22 protein-coding genes and 1 tRNA gene are annotated in these 17,478 nt (G+C 64.7%); 11 read left to right on the top strand and 12 right to left on the bottom strand.

Annotated elements, in window-relative coordinates:
• Window positions 1-2: 2 nt before the first annotated feature.
• Window positions 3-191: an HVO_2523 family zinc finger protein gene (locus tag ACFR9U_RS00330; RefSeq protein ID WP_247377708.1), complete on the top strand. Its 189-nt coding sequence runs from the start codon at window positions 3-5 to the stop codon at window positions 189-191.
• A gap of 60 nt (window positions 192-251) precedes the next feature.
• On the opposite strand, the gene ACFR9U_RS00335 is transcribed toward ACFR9U_RS00330, so the two are convergent.
• Window positions 252-908: a TVP38/TMEM64 family protein gene (locus ACFR9U_RS00335; protein WP_247377710.1), complete on the bottom strand. Its 657-nt coding sequence runs from the start codon at window positions 906-908 to the stop codon at window positions 252-254.
• 101 nt (window positions 909-1,009) lie between these two features.
• Between ACFR9U_RS00335 and ACFR9U_RS00340 the strand changes: the two genes are divergently transcribed.
• Window positions 1,010-1,369 (top strand): DUF5830 family protein, encoded by a 360-nt coding sequence (locus ACFR9U_RS00340; protein WP_247377712.1) that lies wholly within the window; start codon window positions 1,010-1,012, stop codon window positions 1,367-1,369.
• Window positions 1,370-1,371: 2 nt separating this feature from the next.
• Here the strand turns inward: ACFR9U_RS00340 and ACFR9U_RS00345 are convergent, their stop codons facing one another.
• Entirely contained in the window at window positions 1,372-2,439 is a 1,068-nt protein-coding gene (locus ACFR9U_RS00345) for a DUF7115 domain-containing protein (RefSeq protein WP_247377713.1), read from the bottom strand.
• A gap of 365 nt (window positions 2,440-2,804) precedes the next feature.
• On the opposite strand from ACFR9U_RS00345, the gene ACFR9U_RS00350 reads away from it, so the two are divergent.
• Window positions 2,805-2,944: transfer RNA gene (locus ACFR9U_RS00350), tRNA-Met, on the top strand.
• A gap of 202 nt (window positions 2,945-3,146) precedes the next feature.
• Here the strand turns inward: ACFR9U_RS00350 and ACFR9U_RS00355 are convergent.
• The 3 genes from ACFR9U_RS00355 to ACFR9U_RS00365 all read right to left on the bottom strand — a co-directional run bounded on the left by ACFR9U_RS00355 (window position 3,147) and on the right by ACFR9U_RS00365 (window position 4,708).
• Window positions 3,147-3,848: a hypothetical protein gene (locus tag ACFR9U_RS00355; RefSeq protein WP_247377715.1), complete on the bottom strand. Its 702-nt coding sequence runs from the start codon at window positions 3,846-3,848 to the stop codon at window positions 3,147-3,149.
• A 240-nt stretch (window positions 3,849-4,088) separates the two neighbouring features.
• Window positions 4,089-4,436: a HalOD1 output domain-containing protein gene (locus ACFR9U_RS00360; protein ID WP_379813784.1), complete on the bottom strand. Its 348-nt coding sequence runs from the start codon at window positions 4,434-4,436 to the stop codon at window positions 4,089-4,091.
• An 80-nt stretch (window positions 4,437-4,516) separates the two neighbouring features.
• Window positions 4,517-4,708 (bottom strand): DUF7331 family protein, encoded by a 192-nt coding sequence (locus ACFR9U_RS00365; protein WP_247377719.1) that lies wholly within the window; start codon window positions 4,706-4,708, stop codon window positions 4,517-4,519.
• 134 nt (window positions 4,709-4,842) lie between these two features.
• On the opposite strand from ACFR9U_RS00365, the gene ACFR9U_RS00370 reads away from it, so the two are divergent.
• Window positions 4,843-5,550: a 5-formyltetrahydrofolate cyclo-ligase gene (locus ACFR9U_RS00370; protein WP_247377721.1), complete on the top strand. Its 708-nt coding sequence runs from the start codon at window positions 4,843-4,845 to the stop codon at window positions 5,548-5,550.
• A gap of 89 nt (window positions 5,551-5,639) precedes the next feature.
• On the top strand, window positions 5,640-5,981 hold the full coding sequence (locus tag ACFR9U_RS00375) for a hypothetical protein (protein WP_247377723.1): 342 nt from the start codon (window positions 5,640-5,642) through the stop codon (window positions 5,979-5,981).
• On the opposite strand, the gene ACFR9U_RS00380 is transcribed toward ACFR9U_RS00375, so the two are convergent.
• A complete protein-coding gene (locus tag ACFR9U_RS00380; protein WP_247377724.1) occupies window positions 5,978-6,391 on the bottom strand; it encodes a response regulator in 414 nt (137 codons plus the stop codon). The genes ACFR9U_RS00375 and ACFR9U_RS00380 overlap by 4 nt on opposite strands.
• A gap of 162 nt (window positions 6,392-6,553) precedes the next feature.
• Between ACFR9U_RS00380 and ACFR9U_RS00385 the strand changes: the two genes are divergently transcribed.
• From ACFR9U_RS00385 to ACFR9U_RS00400, 4 genes are all read left to right on the top strand, one after another.
• Window positions 6,554-8,161, top strand: a complete 1,608-nt coding sequence (locus ACFR9U_RS00385) for a bacterio-opsin activator domain-containing protein (RefSeq protein ID WP_247377726.1) — start codon at window positions 6,554-6,556, stop codon at window positions 8,159-8,161.
• 142 nt (window positions 8,162-8,303) lie between these two features.
• Window positions 8,304-9,272: a methyl-accepting chemotaxis protein gene (locus tag ACFR9U_RS00390; RefSeq protein ID WP_247377729.1), complete on the top strand. Its 969-nt coding sequence runs from the start codon at window positions 8,304-8,306 to the stop codon at window positions 9,270-9,272.
• A 56-nt stretch (window positions 9,273-9,328) separates the two neighbouring features.
• Complete coding sequence (locus ACFR9U_RS00395; RefSeq protein ID WP_247377731.1) at window positions 9,329-9,760, top strand: DUF8009 family protein; 432 nt, start codon at window positions 9,329-9,331, stop codon at window positions 9,758-9,760.
• Window positions 9,761-10,040: 280 nt separating this feature from the next.
• Window positions 10,041-10,304, top strand: a complete 264-nt coding sequence (locus tag ACFR9U_RS00400) for a DUF8028 family protein (protein WP_465262010.1) — start codon at window positions 10,041-10,043, stop codon at window positions 10,302-10,304.
• A 15-nt stretch (window positions 10,305-10,319) separates the two neighbouring features.
• Here the strand turns inward: ACFR9U_RS00400 and ACFR9U_RS00405 are convergent, their stop codons facing one another.
• The 3 genes from ACFR9U_RS00405 to ACFR9U_RS00415 all read right to left on the bottom strand — a co-directional run bounded on the left by ACFR9U_RS00405 (window position 10,320) and on the right by ACFR9U_RS00415 (window position 13,216).
• Window positions 10,320-11,246 carry a DMT family transporter gene (locus ACFR9U_RS00405; RefSeq protein WP_247377735.1) on the bottom strand — a complete coding sequence of 309 codons (927 nt, stop codon included), beginning with the start codon at window positions 11,244-11,246 and terminating at the stop codon, window positions 10,320-10,322.
• A 63-nt stretch (window positions 11,247-11,309) separates the two neighbouring features.
• The gene (locus ACFR9U_RS00410; RefSeq protein WP_247377737.1) at window positions 11,310-11,858 is read right to left on the bottom strand and encodes a CBS domain-containing protein; all 549 of its coding nucleotides are present in this window, start codon (window positions 11,856-11,858) and stop codon (window positions 11,310-11,312) included.
• Window positions 11,859-11,998: 140 nt separating this feature from the next.
• Entirely contained in the window at window positions 11,999-13,216 is a 1,218-nt protein-coding gene (locus ACFR9U_RS00415) for an RNA-guided endonuclease InsQ/TnpB family protein (RefSeq protein WP_247377739.1), read from the bottom strand.
• A 274-nt stretch (window positions 13,217-13,490) separates the two neighbouring features.
• Here ACFR9U_RS00415 and ACFR9U_RS00420 point away from each other — a divergent pair, with 274 nt between their 5' ends.
• Together ACFR9U_RS00420 and ACFR9U_RS00425 are read left to right on the top strand one after the other, a co-directional pair.
• A complete protein-coding gene (locus tag ACFR9U_RS00420; protein ID WP_247377741.1) occupies window positions 13,491-14,162 on the top strand; it encodes a ribonuclease H family protein in 672 nt (223 codons plus the stop codon).
• 396 nt (window positions 14,163-14,558) lie between these two features.
• Window positions 14,559-14,708, top strand: coding sequence for a hypothetical protein (locus ACFR9U_RS00425; RefSeq protein WP_247377743.1), 150 nt, complete (start codon window positions 14,559-14,561; stop codon window positions 14,706-14,708).
• Between the two features lie 85 nt (window positions 14,709-14,793).
• Here the strand turns inward: ACFR9U_RS00425 and ACFR9U_RS00430 are convergent, their stop codons facing one another.
• Genes ACFR9U_RS00430 through ACFR9U_RS00440 form a run of 3 tightly spaced genes read right to left on the bottom strand, consistent with a single transcriptional unit; the run spans window position 14,794 to window position 17,409 of the window.
• On the bottom strand, window positions 14,794-15,831 hold the full coding sequence (locus tag ACFR9U_RS00430) for a GldG family protein (protein WP_247377745.1): 1,038 nt from the start codon (window positions 15,829-15,831) through the stop codon (window positions 14,794-14,796).
• Entirely contained in the window at window positions 15,818-16,732 is a 915-nt protein-coding gene (locus tag ACFR9U_RS00435) for a S49 family peptidase (protein ID WP_247377747.1), read from the bottom strand. Before ACFR9U_RS00435 ends, ACFR9U_RS00430 begins: the two co-directional genes overlap by 14 nt.
• Window positions 16,729-17,409 carry a LolA family protein gene (locus tag ACFR9U_RS00440; protein WP_247377749.1) on the bottom strand — a complete coding sequence of 227 codons (681 nt, stop codon included), beginning with the start codon at window positions 17,407-17,409 and terminating at the stop codon, window positions 16,729-16,731. The genes ACFR9U_RS00435 and ACFR9U_RS00440 overlap by 4 nt, the downstream gene beginning before the upstream one ends.
• Between the last annotated feature and the right edge of the window lie 69 nt (window positions 17,410-17,478).

Below are 17,478 nucleotides of genomic sequence, written 5' to 3' on the forward strand. Positions count from 1 at the left end.
GTATGGACGACGGTCGCGGGGCCGACGGGACCGACCGGACCGAGAGCGACAGTACCGGCGACGAGCGCAGTGAGCAACCAGTCGGCGGCCGTCCGTGTCCGCGCTGTGAGCGGCCGATGTACAGTCGCCACTGCAAGTACGTCTGTCCGGAACACGGCGTCATTTTCGACTGTGCGGACACCTTCTACTGAGCGACTGCGGTTCAGGGACGTGTGCGGAGCGTCGCCGCGGAGTGACTGCACAGCCGTCTGTCAGGCCAGGTCACCGCCGTCGCGCAGGTGGCGGTACGCCGGGCCGGCCAGCACGAGCACGGCCAGCGAGCCCGCGCCGACCACCAGCGGAAGGCCGCTACTGAGTCCCTGGAGCGAGAGGGTCCGCATCGAACTGCCGGCCGTCACCGCTGCGATCACCCAGGGCGTCTCGCCCAGCGCAGTCCCGACGAGCATCGTCACCGCCGAGACCTGCGAGAGGCCCGCAGCGTACGACACGCCGTCTGCGGGGAGCGGGGCCAGCCGCGCGGCCACGATGCCGCGGAGCGCGCCGGTCGCCTCGACCAGTCGGTCGCCACGCTGCCCGAGGTATCCGAACACGCCGTCGTCGGATCGAACGTAGCGCGCCAGCACGAACGGCGGGAGGCTCGTGACGACGGCCCCGGCGAGCCCCAACGGGATTCCGATCGCCACGCCGTAGACGTAGCCGACCAGCACGGAGACGGCGCTGATCGGCCAGAGCACGAACGGGCGGAACAGATAGATGACTGTCAACGCGGCGAGAAACAGGGCCGGCCGCGACGACAGCGTCTCGGCCTGTCCGAGCACTGCCGCCGGTGAGAGGACGACTGCGGCCGCGAGCACGGCTCCGCCCGCGAGAACGCTGCCGAACAGTTGCCGGCGCGTCGCCCGTTGCATCTATCCATGTGCCCACCGTCTCCGGTAAAACCTCTTGTGGTCGTCTCGGCGCCAACTGGCGTGACACAACGCTTACTTCACCGGCTGTCCCAGCAACGAGTGTGCCCGACAGCGATCAGGTCGCGCTCGGTCTCGACCTGCTGGCCAGTCTGGAACACGAGGAGCTGTCCGTCGCCGAGGCGCTCGACCGGATCGAAACCATCACGACCGATCCGAACGTCCAGCGCGAAATCCTCGACACCGCAGAAGTTCGCGGCATCATCGACCGCGAGGCTGGGTTCGTCCGCCCGACGAGCCACAACTACGTGAGTTTCGAGTCCGACGTCGTCTCCCGGGAGGGCGAGTTTACCTGCCAGCGATGCGGGACCGGCATCTCGACCGGGTACTTCATCAGCTTCGACGCCGGCGAGCACGGTCCCTTCGGCTCGTCGTGTATCCGAAAAGTCACCGGCAGAGAGTAGCCTCAGGCGCGCCCTTCGCGGAGTTCCGCGATGAGCTGATCGATCGTCTCTTGCTGGCTCTCCAGCAGTTCGTTCTGTCGCTCGACGACGGCAGTCAACTCGTCGAGCTGTGTTTTGAGCGCAGCGACGTCGGCCTGCGTACTGGTTTGCTGTGAGGTCTGACTCGACGACTGAGCCTCAGATCCGGACGCTTGTTGGGACGTCCCGCTCGACCCTGAGCCGGACTGGGACGTGGCCGCATCGGCCGTCGCCGCGTCGCTCTGCGTGGTGCGCGATTGCGTCGAGGACGGCTGCGACTGGGTCGATTGGGTCGCTCCCGACTGTTCGTCGTCTGACTCGTCGCTGTCAGTGACCAGCGGGTCGATGCCGTCGCCGATCTCGATGTCGCTGCGACTCTGTCTCGCCGTGCCGCCGGCGTCTGCGGCGTCCTCGGTCGGCGCGATCTCGGCGTTGAGTTGCTCGAGCGAGGAAACCCCGTAGTAGTGGAAGACCGCCTTTTCGAGGACCTGCTGGACCTTCCGCGCGTCGTCGTTCGGGGTTTTGATGCGGCGCGGGTGGCCGTCGATCTCGATGACGATCTCGGTGGCGACGCTGCCGCGGTCGAACGAGAGGTGCGTGAGGTCGGCGAAGGCGTAGACCTCGTAATCGTCGGTCCAGACGTCGGCGCCGATGTGTTTTACGACGCTCGTCTCGGTGACGATCACCGCGAGTTCGCTGAATCGGAACACGCCCGCCAGCGTCTCGTCGGGGGCAGTGACGTCGGCCGCGCGAAGGACGCCCGTCAACAGCAGTTCGAGGACGGGGTCGGCGCGGTTACCCGGGACGGTGAACGTCTCGGTCCCGTCGACGTATTCGAGAACGAACTTCGTCTTGCGTCGTCCCTCCTTGACGTCGAGGCGCTCAACGTCGTGAGTGAACTCTTCGACTTTCTCGTCGCTCAGCAGTCCCTCGGCCCGGTAGAGGAGCGTGCGCGATCCGGTGAGATAGACCGTGTCTTCGTCACCGAGGTTGACGCTCGCCTCGATCTCCTCGCCCCCGAGCACGTTCCGGACGAGGCTAGGTACCTCCATGCCCGTTGTGTGCCGTCCGGGTGGCTTAAATCCGCGGGTAGTTCCACCCCGTCGTGACAACAACCGGACCGTTCGTCGGCCATCCCCGAACGCACCAGTCGGTGCGGTACTGCCCAGCAAACCACCCGGTTCGGCGTCCGCGGGGAACGCTTCTGTGCTCGTCCCGACGTGTCGCGGCCCGCGCCGATCCCCTCTCGGCAGACCACGACAGGGCTATGTCCCAGCGCGTTCGGTGTGTCGCCCCTCGGATGGTGGGGAAAATCCGCCCCACTGTTCAACTGGCTGAACAGTCCCGGGTGTCGGCGAGGGAATCCGCGGACGGAGATGGGAAGCTTAAAGGTGGGCACTCAACTACGAACGAGTGCGCCCGGGTGGCTTAGCTGGACATAGCGCCGCACTCATAGGGTTATCGAGACTCACGCGGCGTGCTCCCGGTCCCCCGAGGAACGTCGAACCTCGAACCTGGGACATGCGGAGATCGAGGGTTCGGAGCCCTCCCCGGGCATTTCCTTTCGTCGCTCGCTTCGTCGAGCGACAGCGCTCGAAATGCCAGCGGTGGGCGGAGAACCCGGGAGGGTCTGCGCGAACGCCAGTGAGCGCAGAGTAGGGAAATCTTCGATTTCCCGTAGTTCGCGGGCCCTCCCCGGGCATTTTCACAGAAACCAGGATCGATAGTGAGCGGTGATGCTGTACAACGCCGCGGCCTGTCACTCCAGCGCGACCGTCCAGTCCCCGTCGGCCTGGACGGCGACCCAGCCGAGGCCGTCGAACCGGAACGCCGACTCGCCCTCGAACTGGCCGATCTCGTTGACGACGAGTTCGGCGAACGCTCCCGCCACCGGATACACCTCGACGATGAAGTTACTCTCGCCGGAGTGGGTCGCGCTCGCGACGTGAGTGCCGGTGAATTGGAAAGGGCCGGAAACGCTGGGACCACTCCCGCGCAGTGACTGTGGCAGCGGTTCGCCGCGTGCCGCCCGTGGCTGGCGGATCTCGACCGCCCAGTCGCCGTCGGCGTCGACGTCGAGGAGATACGATCCCTGTTCGAGCAGCGCTGCGGTCTCACCCTCGTACTCGCCGATGGCGTTCACGAACAGGTCGTCGAACTCGCCCTCTCCGACGAGCGTGACGACGAAGTTCGACGTCCCAGCGTGCGTGGCCGAAACGACGGTCAAGCCCCCCTCGATCTCGATCCCGCGTTCGACGCTCGGCCCGGAGCCGGTGAACGATTGCACCGCCGGCCCGGTCGGGCTCTGGCCTGGCGTCTGGCCGCCGGGCTGTCCGTCCGCAGTTGCTGTCCCAGTCTCCCTGCCGGAATCTCCCTGGGTGGCGTTCGCTCCTCGCTGGCCGTGCAAACCGAGAACGGCCGTCGTCGTTGCAATCGCGGCGAGGTAGCGGCGTCTGTTCATACCCTGCTCTCGGTGGAGTGATTGCAAAACCGTTGGGACGCGTTAGCACTGTTTGGTTCGCGAGCGGTGGTGTCTCCCGCCAGAGAAGCCTGGATCTGTTCAACAGTCGTATTGCAGATGACTCCGAGATTGCGGAGTTTTCGGGCGGAAGGCGGGGAGAAGGCGACAGCGGACGGCGGGCGGCAAACGACTGCCGCGGCGGGATCGAGGCAACCGTGACGGGTTCCGTGTCCTGCTGACTCAGTCAGAGTCGGTCACCGACACCTGGCCGTCGCTGGAAACGACGACCCGATAGCCGAAGTACGTGAACGAGACGGTCCCGTTCGCGCTAGACCGCGAAGGAGGGAAAAGAGCGAATCGAGCGCGTCGGGACCGATCACCTCGGAGAGTGGAACGGGAATGTCGACGAGTTCGATCACCAGGTTCTGCTGATGGGTCAGTAGTTCCCGAACGTTGACGACGCCGTGGACGTCGATCACTTCCGCTGCGAGGCGCGCCCGGTCGCCAGTCGATGCCGTCGCAGTCACCGACGTTCCACCAGCATCTCCGGAAAGCAGAGAAGAAAGTGTTCGATTCGCTGATGGACATTGCTGCGACACAGCCACCGGTCGAGCAGTAACCGAGGTCGGGACCATCTAGCCGCCCGCCCCTCGATACGGCGGTGGTTCCTACTTCCGGACGTCGACGACGTGGTCCGTCGCGATCCACGCGTCACTGTTCCCGGGTTCCGTGAACACCGCGTGACTGCCGTCGCTCTCGTACGCCGCGATCCGCGGCGTCCCAGTCCGCGGCCCGCACTGTGGCTCGTCCTGCCCACTGCACCCCCATGCTTCCTCTCCCGTGTCGTCAGCCTGACTCATGTGTATTGGACACTACCCACAGGATCCGGGGTAGCCGTTCTGCGAACATTGTATGGTCCTTTTTTAACGGCCCAGCAGCGCGAAACAGTCGCAGTGTATCGAGCTATTAGTGCGACGCCCGCGGACGGACACGTATGGACAAGCACTCCCTTCGAGAGCGGGTGTGGGACACCCTCGAAGCGTCGGGGGACGCTCGCTTCCCCTTCCCGCCCCACGGGCGCATCCCCAACTTCGCCGGTGCCGACGACGCGGCAGAGCGGTTGGCTGCCACCGACGAGTGGCAGGCAGCGGCGACGATCAAGGCCAATCCCGACTCGCCCCAGCGACCCGTCCGCCGACGGGCGCTCGAAGCCGGCAAGACCGTCTACATGGCCGTTCCGCGGCTCAGCGACGAACAGTGTTTCCTGGAACTCGACCCGGCGCGCATCGACGACGTCGACCGCGCGACGACGATCTCGGGGTCGTCGGAACTGGGCGAACAGGTCGGCCCGGAAGCCGTTGGGCCGATCGATCTGATCGTCTCCGGTAGCGTCGCCGTGACGACCGACGGCGCCCGAGTCGGGAAGGGAGAAGGGTACAGTGACCTGGAGTACGCGGTGCTTCGCGAACTCGGGCTCGTCGACGCGGAGACGCCCGTGGCGACCACGGTCCACGAGAGCCAGGTCGTCGACGACGAGGTTCCCATCGAGTCTCACGACGTCCCGATGGACGTCGTCGCCACGCCCGAACGGACCGTCCACACGGAGACGGCAGCGACGAAACCCGCGGGGATCGACTGGGACCTGCTGTCCGAGGAGCGCCGCGCGGAGATTCCCGTCCTCGATCGGTTCGCGCCGGAGTGAGCGGCCGTGCGGCGAGCACCGACGGCGACGCCAGCGGAGCGTGCTCGTGACGGTACCGCTAAGGAACGGCCGCTCGAACGGCCGGTATCATGTATCTCTCACCCGTGGTGCGAACGCTCCGGGACGATCCCGTCCCCGGCGAGCGAGTGACGCTCCTGCTCTCGCTGGCGGACGAGCACGCAGACGACACGGCGGCGGTCGAAGCCGACATCGAGGAAACGGTCTCCGAGGCCGGCGGTACCGTCGAGGAGAAACTCCAGTTCAACACGATCGCCGTGACGATTCCCCACGAAGGGATTCCAGCGCTCTGTGAACTCGACGGCGTGGCCTCGATCGAGACGGACGAGACGATCGGCATCACTCCGGGGGACGCGGGAGAAGACTTGGACGGGCTGGATTCGCCCGGGGACACGGAGCGAACCGAGGACTAGGTCGCTTCGGATTCTGCCACTCTGGCCACGTGTTCGACCAGTTCGGAGTAGAGCCCCCGCCTGCCGTCTTTCTGGATCATCTCCGTGATTCCATCGGGGGTCGGTTGCTCGAACAGTTCCCGAGCCTGACTGGTAAAGAGAATAAAGGGTACGTCCGCACAGGTTTCCTCGACCGCCTCCAGGAACTCGAACCCGTTCATCTCGGGCATCTTGTAGTCACTCACGATACAATCGACGTCGACGTTTCGCTCGCGCAACTGCTCGAGGGCGGCAGCCGCGCTCGTCTCCGTCCGCACCGAGAACCGGCTGTCGGTGTGCTCCAGATACTCGCTGGCGAGGTCGACGACGGCGGGGTTGTCGTCGACTACCAACACCCGAACGGTCTCTGCGTCCGCTCCATCCGAAACCATCTGTCTACCAGTAACGTATAACTCTAAAACTATAAACAGAGACGAGTGTTTTCAGAGCGCGAAAACACCCGCGTTGGGCGGGGCCGAGGACGACGAGCCCTGCCCGGGCGACGCGACGAGTCGCCGCGGGAATAATGTGGCTGGAACGCCGATAGCCGGTGAATGGAAGTCTCCGAGTCGATAACGCGTGCCGCTCTCGATACGCTGTCGAGCCAGGTCGCAGTGCTCGACGCCGAGGGCCACATTCTCTTTACCAACAGTGCCTGGGGGACCACGAGCAACGAGTCCGCCCCCGGTTCCGAACCCGAAGGGACCAACTACTTCGATTCGGTCGATCCGACCGACGACGACTACGCAACCGAGGCAGTCAGCGGTATCAGAGCGGTTCTGAACGGTGAGACCGACGCGTTCCGCCTGGAGTACCCCTGTCACTCGCCCGACCAACAGCGGTGGTTCATGATGCGCGCGACGTCGTTCTCCCTGGAGGGGCGAACCTTCGCGACGGTCGCCCACATCGACATCACCGAGCGCCGCCTCGCAGAGATCGAGGCGAACGAGAACGCCGAACAGGCCGAGCGTGAGCGGCAGAATCTCGAACACCTCGTCGACCGCATCAACGGACTCGTCCAGGACATCACACAGTTACTCGTCGGGGCGGCGTCCCGCGAGGAGATGGAAGACGGCGTCTGCGAGCGGCTGGTCGACACCGATCCCTACGTCTGTGCCTGGATCGGTGACGCCGACTTCCCCGAGGAGTACGTCGAGCCGCGGGCGGTCGCCAGCACCGTCGACGTCGCCATCGAGTCGACCGATCAACAGCTCGGCGAGTCGGCGGGCGATCCGAGCGGGCGCGCACTCGCCACCCGAACGGTCCAGATCGTCGAGTCCGCGGGCGACGACGAGCACCTCGCTCGCGTCTACGGCGCCGACAACGTCGCCTCGCTCATCGCGATCCCGCTGGTCGCACGGGACGCCAGTTACGGCGTCCTGACGGTGTGTGCCAGCGAGCCCGACGCGTTCGACGAGCGCGAGCAGGTCGTCCTCGAAGCGCTCGGCCGGGTGATCGCGAACGCCATGAACGCCGTCCAGAGCAAGCGAACGCTCACCACGAACCGCATCATCGAGATGGAAGTCACTCTGGCCGACCAGTCGCTGTTCCCGTGTCGGTTGTCGGCCGAGTTGGACTGTCGGCTCTCCTACTCCGGGTCCGTCTACAAATCAGAGGGCCTGCTCCAGGAGTTCTACACCGTCACCGGTGCCGACTCGGATTCGGTGGCGGCGTTCGCAGACGCAGACGAGGACGTCGTCGGGTATCGACTGCTCGCGGACCACGACGAGGAGTCGCTGTTTCAGTTCACGTTCGACGGATCGCTCATCGACACGCTCGTCGACCGCGGCGCCGTCACCCAGGAGGTCACGAGCGAGAACGGACAGGCTCGATTCACCGTCGAACTCCCCCAGGAAGCCGACGCGAAGTCGCTGTTCGAGTCGCTCTCCGAGCGGTACGACCGGGTCGACCTCGTCGGCTATCACGAACACGAGCGGCCAGTCCAGACCCGCCAGGAGTTCCGCGCCAGCCTCGAAGACCGACTCACCGACCGACAGTTCACCGCCCTCCGAACGGCCTACTACAGCGGGTTCTTCGACTGGCCCCGGGGCGTCGACGGCGACGAACTCGCCGCCATGATGGACATCTCCCGGTCGACCTTCCACCAGCACCTCAGGGTCGCCGAACGGAAGGTCCTCGACGCGTTCTTCGAGCGCGAGTGATACTTTCGAGTATTCGTCGTTCACCCCATCAAAACCCGTTTCACGGGCCAGGGCATGTGCCCAGATACCGGTACATCGTTCGACATGCCAAATACGTAAGGTAGTGGTCATTTATGAGAGCCGTCCCAATCTACCGTACGTAATGTCCCACGAAACTGGCGTGAGTGCTGGGATCGAAGAGGATATCGAGGACGACATCGAGGAGGACATCGACCGCAACGCGGGGTACGATCACGAAGCGGCGAGTGAGATCCAGACGTCGATCGCGGAACTGGAGAGCTCCTCGGTGGAGATCGCCGAGCGAACGCGAGAGATCTCCCAGCTCGCGAACGAACAACACGAGGGGATGGCAGAGGTCGCAAACGAGGTGTCGACGCTGAGCGCGTCCGTCGAGGAGATCGCCTCCTCCGCCGAGGAGGTCGCAGCCTCCAGCAAACAGGCCAGAGACCTCGCCGACGAAGGGCAGGCTTCCGCCGAGGAGGTCGTCGGTGCGATGGAAGAGATTCGAGAGGCGGCCGACAGCGTCGCCGAGGACGTCCGGACCATCCAGGCGAGCGTCACGGAGATCGACGAGATCGTCGACATCATCAACGACATCGCCGACCAGACGAACATCCTGGCGCTGAACGCCTCCATCGAGGCCGCCCGCGCCGGGGAAGCCGGCGAGGGGTTCGCCGTCGTCGCAGACGAGATCAAGGACCTGGCGGGCGAGTCCCAGGCCCAGGCCGGCGAGATCGAGGGGATGATCGAGGAGATTCAGGAGAACACCGAACGAGCGGTGGGAAGCTTAGAGGAGAACAACGAGCGCATCGACCGGGGAATTTCGTCGGTCGACGAGGCGATGGCGAACTTAGAGGAGATCGGCGAGGCAGTTCGCGAGGTGAACAACGGCATCGAAGAGGTCGCGACCGCCACCGACCAGCAGGCAGCCTCCACCGAAGAAGTCGCCAGCATGGTCGATCAGGCGACCACGAACGCCGAAGACATCGCGACCCAGGTCGACGAGATCACTGACGAAGTCGACGGCCAGACCGACCAGATCGTCGACATCAACCAGGCCGTCGACGACCTCATCGAGGACGTCGAGACCATGGCCGCAGCCGACGACTGAGCGGAGCAATTCCTTCGCGTCGTCACGGTCAAGTTCCTGCGGCCGTCAGCACGTGCATGGGGACAGAGTCCGACGACCCGTCCGTCATCCGTTCGATCGCTATCAGCACGGAGGACCTGGTCGCTGCCCTCGAATCTGCCCAGCGGAGCGGCCGTGACGCGGTTCTCCGAGTGACACCGCCGTTCAGTGGCCGCATGCGCGCCCGGCTCCACGTCGAAGGCGACGACCAGTACGACGATCCTTCTCCCATCCACGTCGATCCGACGACGCTCGTCGCCGAGTCCGCACCCGACTATCCCACGCCCGCCCAGACAGAGGACGAAATTCGAGCAGACCCAACGGAGACGTACTCTCGCGAGCGTCACCACGAACGCCACGCGACTGCCGTCGGCGAGTGGCGAGCGAACCTCGGCAGCCACGTCGTCGAAACCACCACCATCGACACGCAGTCCGGCTCCCACGAGATCGAAGTCACACTTCTCGGGTAATCTGAAGGTGGCCTGATACCGCAGTATCGTGCTAACTGGCCACACACCACGCACAACAGAGTTCGTCGCCCGTTATTTTAACCACCTCTCTATCGTAATTTTTGACATGGAGCAACCGCCTAGACTGGCTTAGATACAGCGGTAAAACGTTAGATTCCCTTTGCGTACGTTATGAAAGGTCGGCGCCGAGAGAGCGTCGCGGTGAAATGAGTCGAAACGTGTCGAACTCTCGGCCGGTTATAAGAGGTAGTCGGGCCTTATCTCGAAGTAGACCAACACGATGTCCCCGTCAAGTCCCTCACGAACAGAACTACGAACGGTGCTCGCAGAGAGTGGCGTCCTTCCATCGCTCTCTCGCTACGGCACTGGACTGAAAGCCGGCGTGACCAGCGTCGCGTTCTGGAGCGCCATCATCCTCCCGTTCCTCCACCTCCCTCTCCTGGCGACCGGTCTGGAAAGTACGTCGGTCACGATCGCCTTCACAGCCCTCGTTGCACTGAACGTCCTCACCGCCGTCGTCGGTCATTTCCACCGGGCCGAGTAGCCCGACGACTGCTTGTCACTCCCGCGCCAGCGCCGCCCGCAGCTTCGGGAGTTCGGCCGCCAGCGCGTCGCGTTTCAGTAACGCGAATCCGACGACGATGACCAGAAAGCCGACCGCGGTGTAGCCGTCGATGACCTCGTCGAGCACCAGATAGCCGGAGACGGCTGCGAAGACGGGTGCGACGTACGACACGAGGTTGATTTCGACCGGCCCGAGTCTGTCGAGTAGATCGAAGTAGATGAGAAAGCCCACGGCACTGGCTGCGATCGAGAGGTAGCCCAGCGCTGCCAGTGCTTCCGGCGTCCATCGGACCGCACCCAGCGACTCCGAGGGGAGCGCGACGCTGACGGCGTGCATCAGCGCTGCCCCGCTGAGCATCGACCACGCCTCCATGGTCTCGATCGAGAGGTCGGCGTCGATGCGCCGGGTCAGGACGCTGCCGAGCGCAAAGGAGAGCGCGGCGACGAACACCAGCCCCTTGGCGACGACGTCGGCCGTCAGGAGGTTCGCGGGGTCCGGTCGCGTCAGGATGCCGACGCCCAGCAGTCCCAGCATCGTCCCGACGACGCCGGTCACGGTGAGCCGTTCGTCAGGGAGCAGCGCCCGCGCGAAGCCGGTGGTCAGGATGGGTGAGAGACTGACGATGACCGCCGCCGCCGCACTCGTCGTCTGCTGTTCGCCGACGAACAGAAACGCGTGATAGCTGCCGATCATCAGCGCACCACCGACGATCACCTGCGTCCAGCCGGCCCGGGTCGTCGGCACCCACTTGTCAGTCACCCAGCCGGCGTACCCGAGCATGATGACGCCCGCGAGGTCGTACCGGATGGCCGCGAACAGCACCGGGGGAAAGTACGCCAGCCCGGCCTTGATCGCCATGAACGCGGAACCCCACAGCGCTGCCAGCGTCAGAAACAGGAGGGCGTTGCGATAACGCGTCACGGCCGTGATTCTCCCGTGCCGGCCGAGAAACTTTCGTTTGTCGTCGTGTTTACCCAATGATTATTATCGCTGTTGGCGCTCGTCGCGGAGCGCCCTGAGCATGTCCTCACGGGCGATGATCCCGACGACTGCGCCGTCTTCCACGACTGGAAGCCGGTTGATATCTCGCTCGTCACACAGCAGGTCCAGCGCGTGGTCGATGGTGTCGTCAGGCGCGACTGTCACGACGTCTGTGGTCATCACCGTGCTGATGGGCTTGTTGGCGTTCCGGGCCAGGTCGATGCCGACGTCCAGTTCGTCCCACGAGAGGTCGATGGCGTAGGTCTGGCTCTCCAGGAACGGCGGCAGTCCGACGGGGAGCCACAGCGTCCGATCCGAGGGCTGGAACAGATCCACGAGGTCGCCCTGCGTGACGATCCCCACCAGCTCGCCCTCTCGCGAATCGGTCCCTTCCCCGCTCGATGTTTCCGAGTCACTTCGTGACTCGCCGTCCTCGACGACTGGGTACCCGTTGAACTCCGCGCGAGCCAGGCGCGTGAGGACGTCGGCGACGTCCTCGTCCGGTGCGACGGTCTCGACTTCGCTCTCCATGATGTCACGGGCGGTCAACATAGCTGAAGTGAGGAGTGGCCCATCCGTATGCGTTCCGATCACCTACACCCGCCGTGAGCAGAGAGGGATCGGAGATCCCTCAAGCAGTCGGGCAGAACCCGACGACGGCGGGGTTTGTCGGTGAACTCCCGGTCTGTCCACTATACCGTGGAAGGCGAATACTCGCCGTTTCCGTTCAACGTTCCCGACTTCAGGGCGAGGTGATGGGTCGCCCCTCCAGACCCAGACTTGAGCCGGTTCTGGATGTATCTGTGTGCGATATTGCGTGCCGCGTTATAGTCGGCGTGTAGCTCTTTGCCACACTTCTGGCAGGTGAACTTGTCGCTGTCGCGGTTGTCCTCGTGGGTGAAGCCACAGTCGGCGTGACTGCACCGCTGGCTGGTGTAGGCCGGATGGACTGACTCGACAGTGATGCCTTCGGCATGGGCTTTGTACTCGATCTGACGTTTCAACTCGCGGAACGCCCACTGCTGGAATTTCGAGGCGTTCGAGATACGCTCGCGTATCTGCTCTAAGTCCTCGAACACGATGACCGAACAGCCCTTTGAGACGGCTTCTGCGACCAGTCGCTTCGACGCTTGATGTAAGAAGTCCTCGGACCACCGGGCAAACCTGTCTCCGATGGACTCGATAGTGAGGTGTGCGCTTCGCGTGCCCTGCTGTTGCAGTTGACCGCGGCGACGTTCGTATTCGCGGCGCTTGTGATTCAGGAGGTCGGCGTTGCCGATGAACACCCCCGTGCTGGTGACGGCGAGATACCCGTTCACGTTCCGATCTACACCGAGAACTGTTCGGTTCTCGGTTTCTCCCGACGACTCATCGCGTTCCTGTTTGATGGAAACGTGGAGGTAGTAGGTATCCGTCTGCTGATCGTAGCGGAGTTTCGCGCCCTGTTTGGTCCACTCGTCGCTTTCCATGTACTCGGCCTGCGGGGAGTCGTCCGGGTAGACGTACTCAGCGTGAACACGCCCGTTGCCGTATGCGGCCAGCGAACAGTAGCCGTCAAAGTAGCTGATGGCGTTCGTATTGTAGACGGTCGTGTTCGACGTGAACACGGGTTTCGAGGTTCGTTCGCCCGCTTTCATTTTCTCGACGCACTGTGTGAGCGCGTCGGCGGCATGGTTGACAGCGGCCACGGTCAGGTCCGAGTGCAACCCGGTATCGTCCCGAATGTCGTCGTAGACGAGCGGCTGGAGCCGAGAGCGCGACGTTATCACGTACCCGTCGTCGTCTCCTTGCCATCCCCGGTCGGCAAACCGCTGTGCGGCGTCCCGAAACGTGTTCATGGTGCGTTTCAGCTCGTCGCAGCGCTCATCGGGGACGGCGAGTTTGACGACGGCGGTACGCTGAATCTCCATCGACAGGCCACGGGTGGCACTGACTATCTATAAAAGTCAGGGAGTTAGCCGGGCAGTGACGTGGCAGTTGGTCACGGGAGCTTCCGCGATTCCCGCCCGTCCTGTGGTTCGAGAATCTTCGATTCTCGTCATTATGAAAATCCCCGATTTCCGAACGACCTTACGGAAAGGTCGGACTCCCTCGGTGGCTAAGGTGGGTCCAGGGACTGCTGCTGTCCACCATTGGTTGCGGTCTGCCCATATATTTAAATTCCTCCCGCGATATAGACGACGTATGGCCGCTTACGGCCGGCCGTCCCTTCGGGACTTGTTCGACGAGTCGCCAACGCCGCACATCGCACACCCCCCTCGCACCCATCATCGGGACTTCTACCTCGCAACAGACGGTTCCTTCAGAGGATCGGGTGCCGTCGCCACAGACGGCGGCGACGGGGCAACCAGACCCGCCGGCGGACTCGGCGTTGTTATCGAAACACGCGACGGAGAGCGCGTCGCACGTCTGTCGCTTCCCGACGACGCGCCCGACAACAACGTCGCGGAGTATCGCGCCCTGCACCTGGGACTGGATGTCCTCGCCGCGCGTGCGCCCGACGATGCACGGGTCGGCGTCCTCATCGACCACGACGACCTCGCGGGGAACGTCAACCAGGCGGTCCTGGCGTCCCGCGGCGCAGACTGGGGCACCCACGACGTGTCCGTCCCCGGAGCGACCACGAACCACTGGCGCGGCATCCGCGCGCGCATCAGCGGGTTCGGCGAACTCCGGGCCGCCCGGATTAACAGCGACGTGAACCCGGCGCACCCACTCGCGAACGCTCCCGACCAGTACGACCACGTCAATCACGAATCAGACCGGTGCGTCCTTCCCGAGACGCCGCGTTCGACCGGTGGCACGGACGACCGGTACCCACCGCCGTCCCGAGCCGATCGGCACGCGAGCGACTGACGGCCAGTTGCTTGCTTTTGCAGCCTCGCGTCCGACCCGTGCGGAGTGCCTTTGCTCGACTGTGAAACGATGACCCGAGAGCGTGAGGCTCACCGGACCCGGAGGAAACTCGTCGCCGTTCGACTCGCGCGGGGACCGGGGCACTGGGCGATCCACGCGAGGTCGCCAGCGATCGGCAACAACCCCGAAGACACAGCGACCTTGTGTCAGCAGATTCAGGCACGATGGACTTCAGCGCCGACGCCCGAGAGACGCCACGGGCAAGTCGGGCAGCGAGTGGTTCCAGCGGGCACATCACCGTGACACACGGACAGAACGGCGATCGGGAGGACGAGCGAACCGGAGCGACTGAGCAAGTGCGAGCCCCATCCAGCGTGCGTGCGGGGACCAGACACCATGACTGAGACACAGCAAACGCTCGCAACCTGGCGACTCGACAACGCAGCGATCGACCGCGGGACGTTCTGCTTGTTGGACACCGACCGTCCGGGCATGTGGATAAGTTGTGAACAGCCAGTGTCAGTGAGACACTTCACCGGCCTGTGAACAGGGCCGTGCGCTCGGCGTCAGCGAAGCCCCCGCTCCGAGCGAGGGGTGACGGCGCGGTCGTCCGCGAAAACAGTGCGTGTGACTAGGGCCCGGAGACGTTCCCGGGCATGGACGGCGTCGTGATCCCACCGGGACCGCTCGCAGCCGAATCGGTGGCGGGCGCGTTCGATTCCTTGTCGCCGGTCACGAGGAACTGCGCGAGGTTGCTCACGAACGCGTCGTTGTCGGCGACGGTCGCGGTCGCCGGCGCGAGGAAGTCGGTGTCACCGACGGTCGCCACGTTGCCGACCCGGGCAGCGACCGCGTACGCGTCGGCTCGGCGCGTCGAGGAGAGGCGAGCGCCGTCGCTCTCGACCACTCGCGTCACGTTCGTACTGGTCGTCAGCGGGGTCGCGTCGCGGACGACGACCCGGTCCACGCCCGAGGCGAGCGAGTCGTTTCCGACCGGGCGCGCGAAGACGCTCTGGAAGTTGTTGGCGTTTTCCTCCATGTTGTACAGGTAGCCGGACCCGAAGGAGATGCCAAAGCGCGCGGCGAGGTTCGTCGGCTGACCGGGCGTCACGGTATTCCCGCCCGAGCTACCGATGAGGGGAATCGAGACGGACTGGCTCTGTGACGCGCTGACCGGGTCGGCCAGCATGAGGACGCGACCGCCGGCGTCGGCGAAGGACTCGACGCCGTCGATCTCGCTCTCCGAGTACGTGCTGCTCGGATTGACGACGACGAACGCGTCAGCCGATTCGAGCGTCGAGTTCAGGTTGGAGCTACCGCCGGCCCCACCGAAGCTCTGGCTCTGACCGCCGGTGTAGAACCGGACGTCGTGTCCGTCGCGAACGAGCGCGTCGACCAGCGGCTGTATCTCGCCTTCGCTGACGGCGTTTCCGTGGCTCTTGTCGATGACGATCGTCTTCGCGTCTGCTTCGTCGGGTGCGTCGACGGTCCCGTCGTCGTCGACCGCCGTCGGCAGGAGGGCGTCCGAATCGTACGCCGAGACGTTCACCGCGTTCGAGGTCGTCGACGAGCCTGTCAGGAGCGTTCCCGTGGCCACCGTGCCCGCGAGGACGACGACGACCACGAGTCCGAATACTCCGAGGCCCTTCAACAGATCAGTTCGTGGCATTGGATGTCACCTCAGTTGTGTCCGCAGCAGTCGGAGCGTTCAGCTGTCCGTACACCATGTAATACCGACCTGTCTCGAGGTCGGTGGCGTTGAGCCGTTCCGCTCCGGACGCTCCGGAAGCGTTCAGTCCGAGCTGGCTCAGCGGGCTCTGTGCCGGCGAGCGCATCCGAGCTGTCTGGTAGTCGGACAGTTCCGCCTGCTCGGCCGCGTAGTTGATCGCCGCGTCGAGACCGCCGACCCCGTCGGCGAGACCGAGTTCGACGCCGCGCGTCCCCGAATAGACCTTCGCGTGGGACAGTTCCGTTCGGGAGAGTTCGAGTTTCTCTCCCCGTTCCTCGAAGACTGCACCGACGAACGCGCGCCGCATGGTTTCGACCCGTCGCCGTGCCTCGGCCTGCGTCGCGCTCGTGCTCTTGTCCGGACCAGTCGTAATCTGACCGTCAGGTGCCCCCTGCGGTGGTACGGGTCCTTTGACGCCGATACTCCCGACGACGGTCGCCGGCGAGACGAATATCTTGTCCGCGGGCGCGCTCGTGTAGTACCCGCCGGACGCTGCCATCCCGGTGACGGACACAGCGACCGGCATCTGTTGCTCTGTCCGCTTCACCGCGAGGTAGAGCTGCTCGCTGGACGACGCCAGTCCGCCGCGTGTGTTGACGTCGAGGACGACCGCTTCGATCGACTCGTTCCGTCGTGCTTCTCGCAGGTCATCGACGGCGGTCGTCGCAGTGTCCTCCGTGATCAAGCCGTGCACTTCGATGACAGCCACGGTCCCATCGGACGCCGTCGCGGCGTTCCACGCGTACGGCACGAGTGCGCCACCGACGAGCATTCCGATCACGGCGAAGACGACGAGCGGGCCCCCGAGTCTGTCGAGGAGACTGGGCGAGTCGGGTTTCATGGCGCGACAGCCTCCTGCGCACCAACGCCGGGCGTCTGCGGGGCTCGCAGGCTGACGTCGGTGAATCGAATCGTCTCGGTGACCTCCTGCCCGTCAGCGCGCCAGGTCGACTCCAGCCGGATCGGGACCATGCGTTCGACGTCGACCGAGACCCGCCGTTCGATCAGTCGGGGCTGGTCGGAGTCACCGCTCTGGTTGGTCGCGGGAGTGAGAGAGTAGATAGCCACCCGGCGGTCATCGACCGTCGCCGTCCCGTCGTACACGACGTCGTTGCGCTCGACGAGGTCGGCTGCGAGCGCGCCGTACACCTCCGAAGCGTCGGCGCGGCCGGTCGCAGCGGCTCCGTCCGAGAACAGTCGCGACGGTTCGGGATCGTCGATCACCGTGACCGTGCCGGCGTTCGGCCCGTCCCGGTAGGCGATGCGGAGATAGTCCCCCTTATCGAAGGCCACCGTCGCTCGCGTCGTGTTGTTGTGGCCGCCACGCTCGACCGTCCGAACCATGGTGGCCTGGAAGCCGTCGAGTGCTTCGTAGCGCGATTCAACGTGATCCGCGACGGCGTTCGAGTCGTCGATCTCGGTCCCGGCCGGCGCGAGACAGCCGGCAGTGACGAACAGGAGACCGACGAGTCCGACGAGCGGAAGCCGTCGTGGATTGTCGGGATGGTTCCGTGACATTCAACGGCCGTGGCTACACACGAACCCAATAAGAGACCCTCCGAGAGTTTCTGAACCAGAAAACGGGAG

It is taken from the genome of Halorientalis brevis, from assembly GCF_042678165.1.
GTDB lineage: Archaea > Halobacteriota > Halobacteria > Halobacteriales > Haloarculaceae > Halorientalis > Halorientalis brevis.